Origin of the sequence: Pseudomonas simiae, assembly GCF_900111895.1 — a bacterium.
Classification (GTDB): Bacteria; Pseudomonadota; Gammaproteobacteria; order Pseudomonadales; family Pseudomonadaceae; genus Aquipseudomonas; species Aquipseudomonas simiae.
Genome location: NZ_FOKB01000011.1, coordinates 112207 through 129952, shown reverse-complemented (window position 1 = coordinate 129952; position 17746 = coordinate 112207). Strand labels below are relative to the sequence as shown.

Genomic DNA, 17746 nt, shown 5'->3' with positions numbered 1-17746 from the left:
CATGTCCAAAAATCGTCCTGTCATCATTACCTGCGCCGTTACCGGTGCGATTCATACACCGTCGATGTCGCCACATCTGCCGATCACCGCCCAGGAAATTGCCGACGCCGCCATCGGTGCCGCTGAAGCCGGCGCCGCGATTGTGCACCTGCATGCCCGTGATCCCAACGACGGTCGCCCCAGCCAGGACCCGGCACTGTTCGCCGAATTCCTGCCGCAGATCAAGGCCGCCAGCGACGTGGTAATCAACATCACCACCGGCGGTGCGCCGACCATGGGGGTGGAAGAGCGCCTGCAGCCGGTGATGCAGTTCAAGCCGGAATTGGCCTCGCTGAACATGGGCTCGATGAACTTCGGCCTGTACGAAATGCTCAACCGCTTCACCGACTTCAAGCACGATTGGGAGCGGCCGTACCTGGAAGAGAGTGACGACCGAATCTTCCGCAACACCTTCCGCGACATCACCCACATCCTCAATGCCTGCGCCGAAAACCGCACCCGTTTTGAGATTGAGTGCTACGACATCGGCCACCTCTACACCGCCGCGCATTTTCTGGAGCGCGGCCTGCTCAAGCCACCGCTGTTCATCCAGTCGGTGTTCGGCCTGCGCGGCGGTATCGGCGGGCACCCGGAAGACTTGGCGCACATGCGCCGTACCGCCGACCGTCTGTTTGGCAGCGACTACGTGTGGTCGATCCTCGGCGCCGGGCGTGGGCAGATTCCGCTGGCGACCATGGGCCTGTCCATGGGCAGCAACGCGCGAGTGGGGCTTGAGGATTCGCTGTGGGATGGCCCGGGCAAACTGGCGGCGTCGAATGCCGATCAGGTCCGGCGCATTCGTACGGTGATCGAAGCGCTGGGGCACCGCGTCGCCACGCCGGATGAAGCGCGGGAAATCCTCGGGCTCAAAGGGCGCGACCAGGTCAATTTCTAACCCGACTAACCGCCGCGTCAAGGCGCGGCCTGCATCCCGCACAACAACAATAAGGGGATCACACCATGCGTATCGAAGTGCTTGTCGACGTCAAGACCACCCTGGGCGAAGGCCCGGTGTGGGACGTCGAGCAACAACGCTTGTATTGGATCGACAGCGCCGACGGCCGCATCCTGCGCTGCACCGACGACGGCCGCGAACTGCGCGCCTGGGAGGTGGGCCAGAAAATCGGCTCCATGGCCCTGCGCCAGGACGGTGAGTCGGCCATTGTCGCCCTGCAAAACGGCGTGCACACACTCGACCTCAAGAGCGGTGAACTCAACCTGATCGCTGATCCGGAACCGCATCTGCCAGACAACCGCCTCAACGACGGCAAGGTCGACCGCCAGGGCCGCTTTATCTTCGGCTCCATGGACACCCAGGAAGACAACGCCAGCGCCAAGCTTTACCGCCTGGACGCCGACCTGAGCCTGCACACCCTGGACGAAGGCATCATCGTGTCCAACGGCCCGTGCTGGAGCCCGTCGGGTGACACCTTCTACTTCTGCGACACCTGGTCCGGCGAGATCTGGGCCTACGACTACGACCTCGCCACCGGCAACGTGAGCAACCGCCGCACCTTCGCCAAGGTCGATACCCGCGGCGGGGGCGCCGCCGATGGTTGCACCGTGGATGCCGAAGGCTGCCTATGGCAGGCGTTGGTCTATGCCGGGAAGCTGGTGCGCTATACCCCAGAAGGTTTTGTCGACCGCATCATCCAGATGCCGGTGAAAAAGGTCACCAGCCTGACTTTTGGCGGGCCGAACCTGGACACCCTGTTTGTGACCTCCATGGCCAAGCCGCCGTTGCCGCGTTTTCCGGCAGACGGCCAGCAGCGCGGAGCGCTGTTCGCCATTACCGGGTTGGGCGTGCAAGGAATAGCCGAGCGACGGTTCGCCAGCTAGCGCGTGTGTGTGACAAGGCATATTCCTTCGCAACCTTGTGTCAGTGCGCGCCCTCGCGCGCCTGGAGAGGCCCATGGCAACTATAAAAAAAGCGTCGCTGCGCAGCATTCACCGGCATTCCTGGGTATCGCTGCTGGTCTGCTGGATGATCTGGATCCTTAACGCCTACGACCGTGAGATCGTGTTGCGCCTGGGGCCGACCATCTCCAAGCATTTCGATTTATCCGCCGATCAGTGGGGTACCGTGGCCACGGTGGTCATGCTGGCCCTGGCGCTGCTGGATATCCCCGGTTCGATGTGGAGCGACCGATACGGTGGCGGCTGGAAACGTGCGCGCTTTCAGGTGCCGTTGGTGCTGGGCTACACCGCCATTTCGTTTTTGTCCGGCTTCAAGGCCTTGAGCGGCAACCTCGCCACCTTCATTGCCCTGCGCGTCGGCGTCAACCTCGGCGCCGGCTGGGGCGAACCGGTAGGGGTGAGCAATACCGCCGAATGGTGGCCGGTGGAGCGTCGCGGGTTTGCCTTGGGTGCGCACCACACCGGTTATCCGATCGGCGCGATGCTCAGCGGGATTGTTGCGAGTTTCGTCATCACCGTGTTTGGTGAGGAGAACTGGCGCTATGTGTTCTTCTTCGCCTTCGTGGTGGCGTTGCCGCTGATGATCTTCTGGGCGCGTTATTCCACCGCTGAACGCATCACCGCGTTGTACGTCGACATCGCCGCCAAAGGCATGACCCCACCGGACAACGCCCCGGCCAGTTCGGTAAAGGGTGAAGCCTGGCGGACCTTCGTCGCCACCTTGCGCAACCGCAATATCGCCCTCACGGCCGGTAATACGATGCTTACCCAAGTGGTGTACATGGGCGTCAACATCGTGCTGCCGGCCTACCTGTACAACATCGCCGGGCTGTCCCTGGCCGAGTCGGCGGGGATGAGTGTGGTGTTCACCCTCACCGGCATTCTCGGGCAACTGGTGTGGCCGTCGCTGTCGGACATCATCGGCCGACGCACCACCCTGATCATCTGCGGGCTATGGATGGCGGCGAGTGTGGGCGCGTTCTATTTCGCCAACACCCTGACATTGATCGTGGTCGTGCAACTGCTGTTCGGCCTGGTGGCCAATGCGGTGTGGCCGATCTACTACGCAGTGGCCTGTGACTCCGCCGAACCGTCGGCAACGTCGACCGCCAACGGCATCATCACCACCGCAATGTTCATCGGGGGCGGCCTGGCGCCCGTGCTGATGGGCAGCCTGATCGCCATGGGCGGCGGCTGGACCACGCTGCACGGCTACACCGTGTGTTTCTTTGTGATGGCCGGCTGCGCCCTGGGCGGCGCGCTGCTGCAACTGTTTTCCCATCGCCCCCAGGCCTTGGTTGTGCAACTCGACTCCTAGAACAACATCGATGCGTCCCCCAGCCCGGCTGGCGGGGCGCCAAGAGGAATTGCCGATGACTACCACCCCCTCCGCCCGTACACCGCAGGCGTTGAACAAACTGATGTTCGTCAAGCTGATGCCCTTGCTGATCATCGCTTACATCCTCAGCTTTCTGGACCGCACCAACATCGCCCTGGCCAAGCATCACCTGGACGTCGACCTGGGCATTTCCGCCGCAGCGTATGGCTTGGGCGCGGGGCTGTTTTTCCTGACCTATGCGCTGTCGGAAATCCCCAGCAACCTGATCATGCACAAGGTGGGCGCACGGTTCTGGATCGCGCGGATCATGGTGACCTGGGGCCTGATTTCAGCGGCCATGGCCTTTGTACAAGGCGAGACCTCGTTCTACGTGCTGCGCCTGTTGCTGGGCATTGCCGAGGCCGGCTTGTTTCCGGGTGTCATGCTCTACCTGACCTACTGGTTCAACCGTGAACAACGGGCGCGCGCCACCGGTTATTTCCTGCTCGGCGTGTGCTTCGCCAACATCATCGGCGGCCCGGTGGGCGCGGCCTTGATGCGCATGGACGGGATGCTTGGCTGGCACGGCTGGCAGTGGATGTTCATGCTGGAAGGCTTGCCGGCGGTGGCGTTTGCCTGGGTGGTCTGGCGCAAACTGCCGGACCGCCCGAGCAAGGCGCCGTGGCTGTCGGCCGAGGAAGCACGCGGGATCGAACAGCGCATCGCCCAGGAAACCGAGGAGGGCGCGGGCGAGGGCGGTCACTCGTTGAAAAACTGGCTGACCCCGCAAATCCTGCTGGCGATCTTTGTGTACTTCTGTCACCAGATCACTATCTATACCGTGATCTTTTTCCTGCCGAGCATTATCAGCAAATACGGCGAACTGAGCACCATGAGCGTCGGCCTGCTGACCTCGTTGCCGTGGATCGCGGCGGCACTCGGTGCCTTGCTGATTCCGCGTTTTGCCACCACGCCCGGACGTTGCCGGCGGTTGTTGGTCACGGGGTTATTGACCATGGCCTTGGGCCTGGGCATTGCGTCGGTGTCGGGGCCGGTGTTCAGCCTGCTCGGGTTTTGCCTGTCGGCGGTGATGTTCTTCGTGGTGCAGTCGATCATTTTTCTGTACCCGGCTTCACGCCTCAAAGGCGTTGCGCTGGCGGGCGGCCTGGGTTTCGTCAACGCGTGCGGACTGCTCGGTGGGTTTGTCGGGCCCTCGGTGATGGGGGTGATCGAGCAAAGCACCGGCAACGCGATGAATGGCTTGAAAGTGATTGCGCTGGTGTTGGTGGTCGCAGCGCTGGCGGCATTGCGTTTGCGCATGGGACATGAGCCTGAGCGTGGCGCACAGGCCAGCGAAGCGTCCTACACGTAGACGCCGGCTACGGGGCTTTCTACACTGCGGCTTGTCTTGGGAAATGGGCAGGCGCCGATGAATCGCAATGAATTACGCAAGGCCGACATCAACCTGATGGTGGTGTTCGAAGCGCTGATGCTGGAGCGCAACGTGACGCGTGTGGCGGAGAAGCTGTTTCTCGGCCAGCCGACCATCAGTTCGGCCCTCAATCGTTTGCGCACGTTGTTCAACGACCCGCTGTTCATTCGCGTCGGCCACCGCATGGAGCCCACGGCGCGGGCCGAGGAAATCATCCAGCATCTGTCGCCGGCGCTGGATTCGTTGTCCTCGGCCCTGAGCCTGACCCACGACTTCGACCCGTCCATCAGCACCATGACCTTTCGCATCGGCCTGTCCGATGACGTCGAGTTCGGCCTGTTACCGCCGCTGCTGCGCTCGCTGCGCCAGGAAGCGCCGCAAGTCGTGTTCGTGGTGCAACATGTGGACTACTGGCGCATTCCCGACCTGCTGGCCTCCGGTGATATCACCGTGGGCATCACCCAGACCCGTGGCCTGCCGGCGAACGCCAAGCGCAAGCTGCTGCGCCATATCCGCCCGCGCATCTTGCGTGCCGATGCCTCGGAAACACCGCTGACCCTCGATGAATATTGCTCACGCCCCCATGTGCTGGTGTCCCACACCGCCAACGTGGCGGGGTTCGCCGATGAGTGGCTGGCGGAAATCGGCCGCAAGCGTCAGGTGGTGTTGTCGGTGCCGCAATACAGCGCATTGCCGGCTTTGCTCGCCGGCACCGACCTGATCGCCAGCTTGCCGGACTACACCGCCGAGGCCATGGCCGTGTCGGGCCACTTGTTCTGTGAGCCGTTCCCGTTCGAGACGCCGACCCTGGATTTGTCCATGGTCTGGCTCAGCCATGTGGACACCGACCCTGCCGAGCGTTGGGTACGCTCGCGACTGGAAGCGTTCATGAGTGATCGAGGTTTGGCGACCAAGGCCTGACTCCGTGGTATATCTAGGTATCTTCCTACAAAAAACTCGGAGCCCTCCATGCCACACCTGCACCTGGAATACACCGCCAACCTGACCGGCCTTGCCGTCGAGAAAACCCTGTTGCGGCTCAACAATGTGCTGATGGGGTCCGGCCAGTTCGGTTCCGAGTTCGATATCAAAAGCCGTGCAGTCAAAGTCGAGACGTTCCAAGTGGGCACGTCCCTCGACCCACGCGGCTTTATCGCGGTGAAGCTATCGCTGCTCAGCGGGCGGTCGCCGCAGGTCAAGCAGCAGCTGTCGCAAAGCCTGCTGGCGGCACTGCAGGATCTGGGCGATTGGCCGGAAGGTGTGCAGGTTCAACTGAGTGTCCAGTTGGTAGACATGGATCGCGATTCCTACAGTAAAGTCGCCATCGGCTGACCCACCGCACGCTTCAAAGTAAACCCTGATCCGCGCAGACTTTGACCACCTGTTCCCTGAACCAGGTATTGGCACTGTCCTGTTCACTGGTTTCGTTCCACTGCATTTCCAGCGTGAACCCCGGCAAGCCGTTCGGCGCTTCGCAATGGCCGAACACTGTGGCCGGTGCCAACAGTTTTTGCACGCGACGGGGCAGTGTGACGATGAAGTCGGTGCCCGTGATCATTTTCAGCGCCGCGCTGTAGCTGTTGGCGCGGGCGATCACTTGGCGCTTGTGGGCCTGACGCGCGAGCCAGCCGTCGATCATGTTGGTATCGGAGGTCCACGGCGTGGGAAACACGTGGCGTCGTTCAACGAAGGAATGCAGGCTGAAGGCCGGCTCCCGCGGTGCCGAGCGTTTGTCGAATACGCACACCAGGTCGTCTTCCAGCAGCATCTGGGTGCGGAAGTCTTTGTGGGCACGGTGGAAGTTGGGGCCGAAGCAGATCACCAGGTCGAGGCGACCTTCACGCAAGGCGTCGGCGGGGATGTCGGTTTCCAGCTTCTGCACATTGACGATCACCGGCAGGTCGGCGTGATCGAAGTTCTTCAGCAGGCGCGGCAGGATCAATTGCTCGAAATATTCCGGTGCGCACACGTTAAAGGTCACGGCCTTCTGCGTCGGATCGAAGGCCTGGCCACCGGCGTGGCACAGGTTGATGCTTTCGAGGATTTTCTGCACATGGCCGTACATGGTGGTGGCCTTGTACGTCGGCCGCATGCCGGCCCGCGTGTTGATAAACAGCTCGTCTTCAAAACTGGTACGCAGCTTCTTCAGGCTGTAGCTCACGGTGGACTGGCTGACAAACAGCGTTTCAGACACCTCGGTAACGCTGCTCTGGTCATAGACGGCGATAAACACCATCAAGTCCTGCATATCGAGCTTTCTGAGCAAGTTACTGTTTAACATCGGTTTCGTCCGTAAACCCGTTGTACCGAACTCAGTACAAGACAGCATAAAAGCTTAACGGAACGAGCGTGCCAATAGAATGCTCTGTAGGACGTTTCTATGTTTGGGGTGAGACAAATATTGTTTGCAACACGACCTCAACGGATATGTCGCGCGTAATGCCTTGGGTTGAAACGCGTGACGATCAACAGCATCAGCCCGATTACCGCCGTCAGCGACCACCAGGCCCATTCGAAGCTGCCCAGTTGGTCACGGATGATCCCGGCGATCAGCGGCGACACCCCGGCAATCAGGTAGCCGATGCCCTGCACAAACGCGGTGAGGCCACCGGCGCGGCGCGGGTTGTCCAGGTGGTCGAGGGACAGGATCAGGCTCATCGGGAACAAGCCGCCGATGCCCAGGCCGAGCAGGCAAGGCCACAGCAGGCTCAGGTGTTGCGGGCTCAGAATCAGGCCGCAGAAACCGAGGATGATCAGCACCAGCAGCACCGCCACCACGCCGCGTTTATCCTGGCGACGGTTGGCGATGGCGGGGGTGACCAGACCGGACACGACTTCCATGGCCGTCAGGAAACCCAGCAGCAAGCCGGCGTTCTGCTCGCTCCACCCTTGCTCCACGTAGTAGGGCGCCAGCCAGGCGAGTACGCAGGTGTAGGACGCGGTGCCGAGGCCGAAAAACACCGCCAGCAACCACGCGCGCCCGTTACCGAAAAATGACGCCTGAGGCCCGACGCCGGTTTGGGGCAGTGGCGGCAACGCTGAGCGCTGGGCGTACCAAAACACCAAGGCCAACAGTGCCAGCACGGCCCAAATCGCCAGGCCGATGCGCCAGCTGCCGGTCTGCACCTGCACGAACGGTGCAAACGATGCCGCCAGCGCCGCGCCCCCCATGATCGCGGTGACGTAAAGGCCCATGAACAGCGAGACGTTGTCACTGAACCGCGACTTGATCAGCGCCGGCATCAGCGCCTGGATCATCGCGATCCCCACGCCGGCGGCGACGGCGCTGACAATCAACTCCAGCGCCGAATCCAGGAACAGCCGCGACAACGTCGCCACGCCAATTACCACCAGCGACACCCCGATGCTGCGGTGCTCGCCGAAGCGCTTGGCCAGGCCCATGCCAAAGAACATTGCCAAGCCCATGGCCATCACCGGCAACATGGTGAGTAGGGCTGCGCTGCTGAAACTTAATGGCACGTCGCCGCGAATCGAGGACAACAGGGGGCCGACAGCGGCCATCGACGGGCGTAGGTTAAGGGCGACCAGTACGACGCTGATCATCAGCCAGGCGGCGGTAATGGGTTTTGTTTGAACGGTTTCCATGGGACGGCCTTGAAAGAACAAGGGGGAATCAGGCCATGGGTGGGAGGAGGGGGCAAATGAGAAAGTCGCAGAGGCTATTGAAAAATTGCAGGTGACGGATTCACCGCTGATCAAAAAGCGGGCTTGCTCGCGAAAGCGGTGATTCAGCCAATGCATTCATCGACTGACGCACCGCTTCGCGAACAAGCCCGCTCCCACAGGGGATCTTCGGTGTTAGTTGGATCTGATCACGTGCTTGATCTCTTGAAACGCTGCCAGGCCCCAGGGCCCCAACTCGCGACCAATGCTGCTCTGCTTGTAGCCGCCCCACGCGGTGTGCGGGAAGATGACTTGCGGTGCATTGATCCATACCAGCCCGGCCTGCAAGGCATTCGCCACACGCTCGGCGGTTTCCGTGCTGGCGCTGACCACACTCGCCACCAGGCCGAAATCGCTGTCATTGGCCAGGGCGATGGCCTCGGCTTCGCAGGTAAAACGTCGTACGCAGAGCACCGGGCCAAAGATCTCTTCGTTCCACAACGCGCTGTCCAGCGGTACGTCGGTGAACACGGTCGGGCGAATGAAAAAACCTTTCGGCAGATCCACCGGGCGGTCGCCGCCGCACAGCAGGCGTGCGCCAGCTTCAACGCCGCGCTGGATATGCCCCCGCACACGCTGATAGTGCACGCGATTGATCAGCGCGCCCATTTCCACGTCATCGGCAAAGGGGTCAGCCACGCGAATGCCTTCGGCCCGCGCCTGCAGACGTCGAAGGAACTCATCCGCCAGGCTGTCGGCTACCAACACACGACTGGTGGCCGAACACATCTGCCCTGCGTTGAAGAAGCCACCGCCGCAGGCCAGCTCCACCGCCAGGTCGAGGTCGGCATCGGCCAACACCAGCAGGGAGGATTTGCCGCCCAGTTCCAGGCTCACACCCTTGATGGTTTCGGCGGCGCGCTGCATCACCTGCACGCCGACGGCGTTGCTGCCCGTGAAGGAAATCTTCGCCACGCGGCGATCCGCCGCCAGCGGCGCTCCGACGTCCAGGCCCGTGCCGCACACCAGGTTGAATACCCCGGTCGGCAAGCCGGCCTCGGCAATAATCCGCGCCAGTTGCAACTCCGCCAACGGCGTGACTTCCGAAGGCTTGAGCACCACGCAGCAGCCGGCCGCCAGCGCCGGGGCGAGTTTCCAGGCAGTGGTCACCATCGGGAAATTCCACGGCACGATCAGCCCCACCACGCCACATGGCTCACGGCGCAGGCGGGCGCTGAAGTCAGTGCTGGGCAGCTCCACCGGGCGATCCTGGCTGGCATCCATCGCCTCGGCCACGCTGGCGTAGTAGTCGAAGGTGGCGATCACATCGTCCACATCAATCGCGGCTTCAAACAGCGGTTTGCCGTTATTGCTCGACTGCAGGTGCATCAGGTGTTCGCGCTGCTCGCCCACGCCTTGGGCGATCGTGCGTAACAGCGCGGCGCGATCGCGGCCGGTGCTTTTCGACCAGGCGCTGAAGGCGGCGCTGGCGGCCTCGACCGCCTCAGCCACCGCGTTCGCGTCGCCAATACTGACATGGGCCAGGACGGCCTCAGTCGCGGGGTTGATCACCTCAAGCGAGGCATGCCCGGCACGCCATGCCCCATTGATATACACACCGTTCAATACCGCGTTCATACCGTCACCGCCTTCATCCACAGCCCCTGGTTGATTTCAATCAACGTCGGCCCTTGGCGATCAGCTGCGGCGCGTAATGCCACGCGTAGCGACTCAACACCTTGAATGCTTTCGGCGGCGCAACCCAGTGCCTTGGCCGCACCGATAAAGTCCGGCGTGTAGATGTCCACGCCGACCGGCTCGATGGCGCGGTTGACCATGTATTTCTTGATCTCTTCATAGCCGTGGTTATTCCACAGCAACACGATCACCGGCGTGCGCGCCTCCACGGCACTGGCCAGTTCCGGCAGGGTGAATTGCAGGCCGCCGTCGCCGATCAGGCACACCACTGGCTGCCCATCGCCACGCCCCAGCCAGGCGCCGATGGCGGCGGGCAGGGCGTAGCCCAAGGTGCCGTAGCCGGTGGACGCGTTGAACCAGCGGCGCGGGTGATCGAGGTTCAGGGTCAGGTTGCCGCTGTACACCGGCTGGGTGGAGTCGCCGACCAGTACGGCATTGGGCAGCGTTTCCAGGACGGTGTTGAGGAACAGGGTTTGCGCGCGGGTGGCGGTGTCCCAGGTGGGTGTCAGTTCAGCCCACAAGTGGGCGACACGTTGAGCGCCCCACGCGCTGTTACGCGCTGGCAAGGGTTCGCTGCCCAACTCGGTCAACAGCGCTTGCGCGGCGATTTGCGCATCGGCCACCAGTGCTACTTGCGGCGGGTAGTTGCGCACGGTCTGGTCGGGGTCGATGTCGACGCGCAACAGGGCGCCGGGGATCTCGAAACCACCGGCGAAGGTCACGTCGTAGTCGGTTTCCGCCAGCTCGGTACCGATGGCCAATACCACGTCCGCTTCGGCCACCAACGCGCGGGTGGCCACCAGGGTCTGGGTCGAGCCGATCAGCAGCGGATGGCTGGAGGGCAGCAGGCCTTTGGCGTTGATGGTCAGGGCCACCGGCGCGCCGAGTACCTCGGCCAGTCGGGTCAGTTCCGGGGCGGCGTCGATGGCGCCACCACCGGCCAGGATCAAGGGTTTCTTGGCCGCCGCGAGCAGCTGGCTCATGTGCTTGACCGCTGAAGGCGCCGCACCGGCTCGGGCCACACTGACCGGTTCACTGCCCAGCAGTGCGTCGGCATTTTCTACCAGCACATCCAGCGGGATTTCGATGTGCACCGGGCGCGGCCGTCCGGCCTGGAACAACGCAAACGCCCGCGCCAACACGCCCGGCAATTGCGCCGCTGACATCAAGGTATGGGAGAACGCCGCCACGCCGGCCATCATCGCGCTCTGGTTCGGCAACTCATGCAGCTTGCCGCGTCCGCCACCCAATTGGTTGCGCGACTGCACGCTGGAAATCACCAGCATCGGGATCGAGTCGGCATAGGCCTGGCCCATGGCGGTGGTGATATTGGTCATGCCGGGGCCGGTGATGATGAAGCACACGCCGGGTTTGCCGCGGGTGCGTGCATAACCGTCGGCCATGAAGCCGGCGCCCTGTTCGTGGCGCGGGGTGACGTGACGGATGCTGGAGCGGGCCAGGCCGCGGTACAGCTCCACGGTGTGCACGCCGGGGATGCCAAACACCTGGTCCACGCCGTAGCCTTCCAGGAGCTTGACCAATACTTCGCCGCAGGTCGCCATACATGTCGCTCTTGTTGTTGAGGTAAGGCGTTATTGGACCGGCTGGGCCGTAGCGGCAACAATCGATAAAAAGTCATACTAGCCATGTCCTCACGTCATGGCTCCGTTCCTATGAAACGCCTCCCGCCACTGCCCGCGCTGCACACCTTCTGGGTCACGGCCCAGTGCTGCAACTTCACCCGCGCCGCCGAGCAGTTGCACATCACCCAAGGCGCGGTGAGCCGGCAGATCGCGGGGCTGGAAGGCCATCTGGGCTACGCACTGTTCCAACGCCAGGCGCGGGGCTTGAGGCTGACCGAAGAGGGGCGCGAGTGGTCACTGCGCGCACAGCAGGTGTTTGGCCTGCTCGGCGAGGCGGTGGAGCAGATCGGCAGTCGCCGCCAGACCCTGCAACTCAAGGCTTCCACGTGTGTGATGCGCTGGCTACTGCCACGCCTTATGCAATGGCAGAAGGAACGCCCGGACGTGCCGGTGGAACTCACCACTACCGTGGCCTACACGGTGGACTTTCGCCGCGAGCAATTCGATGCGGCGGTGATCTATGCGCCCATCGCCGAGCAATCGGCCGAGGCGCGGCATCTGTTCGATGAACAACTCACACCGGTGTGCGCACCGGCACTGCTCAATGGCGTGTGCACACCGGCAGATTTGCAGCAACAGGTCTTGCTGCACCCCACGCGGGATGAACGCGACTGGGCGTTGTGGCTGAAGGCGGCGAATACACGGCTGGGCAATCTGAGCCAGGGGCATCATTTTGAAACGCTGGACCTGGCGATGACGGTGGCGTCCCAGGGTTCCGGTGTGGCGATTGGCGACAGTGCGTTGATTGGCGAGGATGTGAAGGCGGGGCGGTTGGTGATGCCGTTTGAACTGCGGGTGCCGACGGGGATGGGGTATTACCTGGTGTATCCGCCGGGGACGAAGCCTTCCGCCGGGCTTGAAGCCCTGATGGATTGGTTGGTCAGCCAAGCGCAACTCTCGCAACACTGAAGATCAAACGGTGGGAGCAGGCAAACCAGCTCCCACCGTTTTAAACCGCGTTGGGTCAGTAGCCCACGGTGAAACGCTGGCGGGAGTGCTTTGGCGATTCCACTTCGTCGATCAAGGCGATGGCATAGTCGGCAAAGCTGATCCAGCTGCGGCCTTCACTGCTCACCAACAGATCATCCTGGCCCAGACGGAAGGTGCCGGTGCGTTCGGTCTCAACGAACTCCGCCGACGGCGACAGGAAGGTCCAATCCAGTTCCTTCTCCTGACGCAGCGCATCGAGAAACGCAGCCCCCGCACTGGCTTCGGCTTTGTACTCAGCCGGGAAACCTTCGCTGTCGATCACCCGACCGCCACCCGGCAGCAACAGTGAACCGGCACCGCCCACCACCAGCAGGCGTTTCACCCCGGCTTTCTTCACCGGCCCGATCACGGCGCTGGCGGGCAGGGTGGCGAAGTGCGCTGCACTGATCACCACATCGCTGCCGCTCACGGCCTGCTGCAGGGCGTGTGCATCCAGCGCATCCACTTGCTTGGCGATCACGCCAGGGCGCTCCGCCAGCGTGTCGGTGTGACGTGCGATCGACACAACGCTATGCCCGCGGCGCAGGGCTTCCTCCAGCAGTTGGCTACCGGCACGGCCGGTGGCACCAATGATTGCAATCTTGCTCATGACGTTCTCCAGTACGTTGGGGTTTAAACACCCTTCACCACTTCATTTCGCCCTTGGCGACTTTGGCGCTCAGTTCCAGCGAGCTTTCGTCGGCGAGGGTGGGGTAACCCTTTTTCATGGCCGCGATCAGGGCGGCAGAATCCTTGGCCTTGGCGGTCTCGGTGTCGAAGGCTTTGATGTAGTCGGCGGTAAAGGCCACGGAAGCGAGTGTCGGCGTGCCCAGGTAATGGCCTGGCACCACCGTGCGCGGCTTCAGCTGTTCGATGCGTTGCAGGGTGGCGAGCCAATCTTTGTGGGACTGCGCGCTCTGGGTGTCGGCCATCCACAGGTGAATGTTTTCGGCGACAACCACACCACCGACCACGGCCTTGATCGACGGGATCCAGACAAAGCTGCGGTCTGGCTGCGGGCCCTCCAGGCCGATCACCTCAAGCTGTTGGCCTTCCAGGCTCAGGCTGGAGCCTTCGAGTGCCTGCGGCACGATGGTTTTGGCGGGCTTGTCGGCGCCCATTTTCGGGCCCCAGAACTCAAGCTTGCCGGCCACGGTGGCCTTGATGTGGTCGACCACCGGTTGCGGGGCCAGCACCTTGGCGTCAGGGAAGGCAGCGGTGAGCGTGTCGAGGCCGAAGTAGTAGTCCGGGTCGCCATGGCTGATGTAGATAGTGGTCAGGTGTTTGCCGCTGGCGCGGATCTTCTGCACCAGTTGCTCGGCCTGACCTTTGCCGAATTGGGCGTCCACCAGGATCGCGTCTTTGGCACCGCTGACCAGCACCGAGCTGACCGGGAAGATCGCGGCTTCGCCTGGGTTGTACACGTCCAGACTCAGGTCGGCCGCTGCCGCATGGGCGGCGAAGGCCAGGGCGGCGGTGGCCAGGGTCAAGCGCTTGAAGGTTGAGAACATCGGGCAGCTCCAGCATCGTTAAAGGATGCACAGAGCTTAGTTGCACAAAACCAGACTAAAAATGCGATGCTGGGACATAGTTTGTTTCTGAAATCGGGCAGATCATGGATCGTCTTCAAGCAATGCGTGTGTTTGTCACCGTGGTGGACTTGGGCAGCCAGTCCGCTGCAGCCGATCATCTGGACCTGTCACGGCCGGTAGTGTCGCGTTACCTGGCCGAGTTGGAAGACTGGGTCGGTGCACGTTTGCTGCACCGCACCACGCGCAAGCTCAGCCTCACGGCGGCCGGCAGTGAAACCCTGCCACGCTGTCGGCAATTGCTGGAACTGTGCGGCGATATGCAGGCCGCCGTCAGCGAGCCCGACGACGCCCCCCGTGGCCTGCTGCGTCTGAGTGTGAGTACGTCTTTCGGCCAGGCGCAATTGGCTGAGGCCATTGCCGAGTACGTCAAGCGCTACCCGCTGGTGACAGTCGACCTGCAGATGCTCGATCGTACGGTGAACCTGGTGGATGAGCGCATCGACCTGGCCATCCGTACCAGCAATGACCTGGATCCCAACTTGATTGCCCGGCGCCTGACGGTGTGCCGCTCAGTGGTGTGTGCTTCGCCGGCCTACCTGCTTTCGCATCCGGCCCCGCAGAAAGTCGAAGACCTGGCCGCGCACAATTGCCTCACCCATTCCTATTTCGGTAAAAGCCTGTGGCATTTCGAAGAGCGGGGCGAGCATGTCTCGGTGCCGATCAACGGCAATATCACCTCCAACGAGGCCAGCACGCTGTTGCGTGTGACGTTGGCCGGGGCTGGGGTATCGATGTTGCCCACTTACCAGGCGGGCGATTACATCCGTCGTGGCGAACTGGTGCGCTTGTTGCCCGAGGCCGAGCCGCGGCAGATGAACATCTACGCGGTGTACGCCTCGCGCAAGCACATGCCCTCGGCGTTGCGCAGCCTGTTGGATTTCCTGGTGCTGCGGTTCCCGGAGGAACCGGCGTGGGATGTGGGTCTTTAGCTCGACATAACCCTGTTGAATGTCGCCCGATAATGGCAACTCGGCGGGGTTGACCTATGCTTTAGACAGCACCCTGTAGATCCGCAGAGGTCTGTGCCATGAGCATTAAAACCAGGAAGTACCTGATGATTTTCAGCCTGTGCGCCCTTGCCAGCGCACTCTACGGGGCCGCCGCCTACCGCGTGGAGCAGACCCGTATGCAGCCGACCTTTGCGATCAGCTGCCATCAGGATCAATGCGTTCCGCGTACCGGCAGTTTCAGTGCCTTGCGCTAGCAGTGAGGCTGTGTAGAGTTTCCACAGATATCGGTTTCCAACCTTAGCTGTGTGGCGCTTCGGCCTTCAGCTGTTCGCGAAACGCCTTGGGCGAGAACCCGACCCGTCGGCGAAACAGCCGAGAGAAGTTGGTCGGATCGGAAAAGCCCAGCACCTCTGACATTTCATTGATGGTCATGCTGGTGTAAGTCAGCAGGCGCTTGGCTTCCAGCAATTGGCGGTCATGCATGATCTGCAGCGCAGGTTGCCCACCCAACTCCCGGCACGTCCCGTTCAAGTGTGAGACCGAGATCCCCAGTTTGTGGGCCAGGTCTTCGATCTTCGGGTGTTCGCGGTAATGCTGCTCGACCAACTGGGTAAAACGCCGGAAGTATTCACGCCCCCTCGGCGCCCGCGGGTGACGACGCTGGATGGCCTGGCGGCTGATCCACACCAGCAACACGCTGACCAACGCGTGCATCATCATGTCCCGTGCCGGTTGTTCATCGGCGTATTCGTCCTGCAAGCGGGCGAACAGGCTATTGAGGTAATCACTGTCTTTACCTGCCGGGTAGCTGCCGAGTGTCTGCAAACCATCCACCGTTGTGCCCAGCTGTGCTTGCAGGTGGCTGACCAACGGCGCCGACAGTGTCACTACGTAGCCTTCAACGTCTTCGGGAAAGCGGAAGCCGTGTACACACAGTGGCGGCAATACCTGCAAGGTCGCCTCATTCAGCGTGGTGCGCTGACCTTCGATTTCCAACTGTGCCTGGCCTTTGTGCACGTACAGCAATTGGCAAAGATCCGCGTGCCGGTGGGGTTGGATTTCCCACTGGTATTCCCGACTGCGCCGGGAAATGGTTTCGCAGTGCAACAAATCGGGGGTGGGCCATTGCTGGTGTTCCCCGTAAAGCTTGAAGACCGGAATTGCGGTTTTGGTCATGGTTTCAACCCGATACTCGGCAGAGTGGTGCGGTAATCGCCCCGATTGGCAAAAAGCGCAGGCTTTGGCTCAGTTTTCACCTTCTTATGCCGCTCACTCAAGTGAAAAATGTCAGCAACAAGACCAATGACAACTCTTTCACCCGATCCGTTCGGGTGGAAATTGCGGGCCATAAAAATAATGAAAACGCTGAAAACCCAAGTCGCCATTATCGGCGCCGGTCCTTCCGGATTGCTGCTCGGTCAACTGCTCCATGAAGCGGGGATCGAAACCCTTATCCTAGAGCGCCAGAGCGCCGATTACGTGCAAGGCCGCATCCGTGCCGGGGTGCTGGAACAAGGCATGGTCGACCTGCTGCGGCAGGCGGGCGTCAGCCGGCGCATGGACAGCGAAGGCCTGGTGCATGACGGTTTTGAGTTGGCACTGAACGACCAACTGACGCACATCGACCTCAAGGGCTTGACCGGCGGCCAGTCGGTGATGATCTACGGCCAGACCGAAGTCACCCGCGACCTGATGGCCGCCCGTACCGCCGCAGGCGCCACCACCCTGTATGAAGCGCGCAACGTGCAGCCCCACGGCCTCAAAAGTGATCGACCCTGGCTGACCTTCGAACATCAGGGCGAAGCCTTTCGCCTGGAGTGTGACTACATCGCCGGTTGCGACGGTTACCACGGCGTTGCGCGCCAGTCGATCCCGGCTGAATCGCTCAAGGTCTTCGAACGGGTCTATCCCTTCGGTTGGCTGGGCATCCTCGCCGACACCCCACCGGTACACGCTGAATTGGTGTACGCCAAGCACTCGCGCGGTTTTGCGCTGTGCAGCATGCGTTCGCCGACGCGCAGTCGCTATTACCTGCAAGTGCCGGTGGAGGAACCGATTGACGAATGGTCCGACGCACGCTTCTGGGACGAACTGAAAACCCGCCTGCCCAGCCATCTCGCCGAACAGTTGGTGACGGGCCCGTCGATCGAAAAAAGCATCGCGCCGTTGCGCAGTTTTGTTGTGGAGCCGATGCAGTACGGACGCCTGTTCCTGCTCGGCGACGCGGCGCATATCGTGCCGCCCACCGGGGCCAAGGGTTTGAACCTGGCGGCCAGTGATGTGAGTACGCTGTACCGGATTCTGCTCAAGGTCTACGGCGAAGGGCGCGTGGATCTGCTGGAGCGTTATTCCGCCATCTGCCTGCGGCGGGTGTGGAAGGCCGAACGGTTTTCCTGGTGGATGACCTCGATGTTGCATCAGTTTCCCGAGGCCGACGGTTTCACCCAGCGCATCGCCGAGAGTGAGCTTGAGTACTTCATCCACTCCGAGGCAGGTCGCAAAACCATCGCAGAAAATTACGTCGGACTTCCTTACGAAGCTATCGAATAGCCTGCTATCGTATC

General features: G+C 62.1%; 17 protein-coding genes. 10 read left to right on the top strand and 7 right to left on the bottom strand.

All coding sequences use genetic code 11. From position 1 onward, the window contains the following. The first annotated feature begins 1 nt into the window (after position 1). The 6 genes from kce to BMZ57_RS25980 all read left to right on the top strand — a co-directional run bounded on the left by kce (position 2) and on the right by BMZ57_RS25980 (position 6038). Positions 2-934: a 3,5-dioxohexanoate:acetyl-CoA acetone transferase gene (kce, locus tag BMZ57_RS26005; RefSeq protein WP_010212174.1), complete on the top strand. Its 933-nt coding sequence runs from the start codon at positions 2-4 to the stop codon at positions 932-934. Between the two features lie 65 nt (positions 935-999). Next, on the top strand, positions 1000-1878 hold the full coding sequence (locus BMZ57_RS26000; protein WP_042570717.1) for an SMP-30/gluconolactonase/LRE family protein: 879 nt from the start codon (positions 1000-1002) through the stop codon (positions 1876-1878). A gap of 73 nt (positions 1879-1951) precedes the next feature. Further along, a complete protein-coding gene (locus BMZ57_RS25995) occupies positions 1952-3274 on the top strand; it encodes an MFS transporter (protein WP_021491022.1) in 1323 nt (440 codons plus the stop codon). 55 nt (positions 3275-3329) lie between these two features. Further along, entirely contained in the window at positions 3330-4646 is a 1317-nt protein-coding gene (locus tag BMZ57_RS25990) for an MFS transporter (RefSeq protein ID WP_010212170.1), read from the top strand. A 57-nt stretch (positions 4647-4703) separates the two neighbouring features. Beyond that, a complete protein-coding gene (locus tag BMZ57_RS25985; protein WP_010212169.1) occupies positions 4704-5627 on the top strand; it encodes a LysR substrate-binding domain-containing protein in 924 nt (307 codons plus the stop codon). Positions 5628-5675: 48 nt separating this feature from the next. Beyond that, positions 5676-6038, top strand: a complete 363-nt coding sequence (locus tag BMZ57_RS25980; RefSeq protein WP_010212167.1) for a 5-carboxymethyl-2-hydroxymuconate Delta-isomerase — start codon at positions 5676-5678, stop codon at positions 6036-6038. 13 nt (positions 6039-6051) lie between these two features. Here BMZ57_RS25980 and BMZ57_RS25975 read toward each other — a convergent pair whose 3' ends face one another. From BMZ57_RS25975 to BMZ57_RS25960, 4 genes are all read right to left on the bottom strand, one after another. Then, on the bottom strand, positions 6052-6987 hold the full coding sequence (locus BMZ57_RS25975; RefSeq protein WP_021491021.1) for a LysR family transcriptional regulator: 936 nt from the start codon (positions 6985-6987) through the stop codon (positions 6052-6054). 137 nt (positions 6988-7124) lie between these two features. Next, positions 7125-8312 (bottom strand): cyanate transporter, encoded by a 1188-nt coding sequence (locus BMZ57_RS25970; protein ID WP_010212165.1) that lies wholly within the window; start codon positions 8310-8312, stop codon positions 7125-7127. Between the two features lie 213 nt (positions 8313-8525). Continuing rightward, complete coding sequence (locus BMZ57_RS25965) at positions 8526-9968, bottom strand: aldehyde dehydrogenase family protein (protein ID WP_069673305.1); 1443 nt, start codon at positions 9966-9968, stop codon at positions 8526-8528. Beyond that, positions 9965-11590 (bottom strand): 5-guanidino-2-oxopentanoate decarboxylase, encoded by a 1626-nt coding sequence (locus BMZ57_RS25960; RefSeq protein WP_069673304.1) that lies wholly within the window; start codon positions 11588-11590, stop codon positions 9965-9967. Before BMZ57_RS25960 ends, BMZ57_RS25965 begins: the two co-directional genes overlap by 4 nt. Positions 11591-11701: 111 nt before the next feature. On the opposite strand from BMZ57_RS25960, the gene BMZ57_RS25955 reads away from it, so the two are divergent. Continuing rightward, a complete protein-coding gene (locus tag BMZ57_RS25955) occupies positions 11702-12580 on the top strand; it encodes a LysR substrate-binding domain-containing protein (protein WP_021491017.1) in 879 nt (292 codons plus the stop codon). Positions 12581-12635: 55 nt separating this feature from the next. Here BMZ57_RS25955 and BMZ57_RS25950 read toward each other — a convergent pair whose 3' ends face one another. Both BMZ57_RS25950 and BMZ57_RS25945 read right to left on the bottom strand, forming a co-directional pair. Beyond that, on the bottom strand, positions 12636-13250 hold the full coding sequence (locus BMZ57_RS25950) for an NAD(P)-dependent oxidoreductase (RefSeq protein WP_069673303.1): 615 nt from the start codon (positions 13248-13250) through the stop codon (positions 12636-12638). A gap of 34 nt (positions 13251-13284) precedes the next feature. Then, positions 13285-14151, bottom strand: a complete 867-nt coding sequence (locus tag BMZ57_RS25945) for an MBL fold metallo-hydrolase (protein ID WP_069673302.1) — start codon at positions 14149-14151, stop codon at positions 13285-13287. A gap of 104 nt (positions 14152-14255) precedes the next feature. Between BMZ57_RS25945 and BMZ57_RS25940 the strand changes: the two genes are divergently transcribed. Together BMZ57_RS25940 and BMZ57_RS29620 are read left to right on the top strand one after the other, a co-directional pair. Beyond that, the gene (locus BMZ57_RS25940) at positions 14256-15161 is read left to right on the top strand and encodes a LysR family transcriptional regulator (protein ID WP_010212155.1); all 906 of its coding nucleotides are present in this window, start codon (positions 14256-14258) and stop codon (positions 15159-15161) included. 98 nt (positions 15162-15259) lie between these two features. After that, positions 15260-15436, top strand: a complete 177-nt coding sequence (locus BMZ57_RS29620) for a hypothetical protein (RefSeq protein ID WP_021491014.1) — start codon at positions 15260-15262, stop codon at positions 15434-15436. Between the two features lie 43 nt (positions 15437-15479). Here the strand turns inward: BMZ57_RS29620 and BMZ57_RS25935 are convergent, their stop codons facing one another. Further along, entirely contained in the window at positions 15480-16358 is an 879-nt protein-coding gene (locus BMZ57_RS25935; protein WP_010212151.1) for a helix-turn-helix domain-containing protein, read from the bottom strand. Positions 16359-16547: 189 nt separating this feature from the next. Between BMZ57_RS25935 and pobA the strand changes: the two genes are divergently transcribed. Next, on the top strand, positions 16548-17732 hold the full coding sequence (gene pobA, locus BMZ57_RS25930) for a 4-hydroxybenzoate 3-monooxygenase (protein WP_175439680.1): 1185 nt from the start codon (positions 16548-16550) through the stop codon (positions 17730-17732). Positions 17733-17746: the final 14 nt, after the last annotated feature.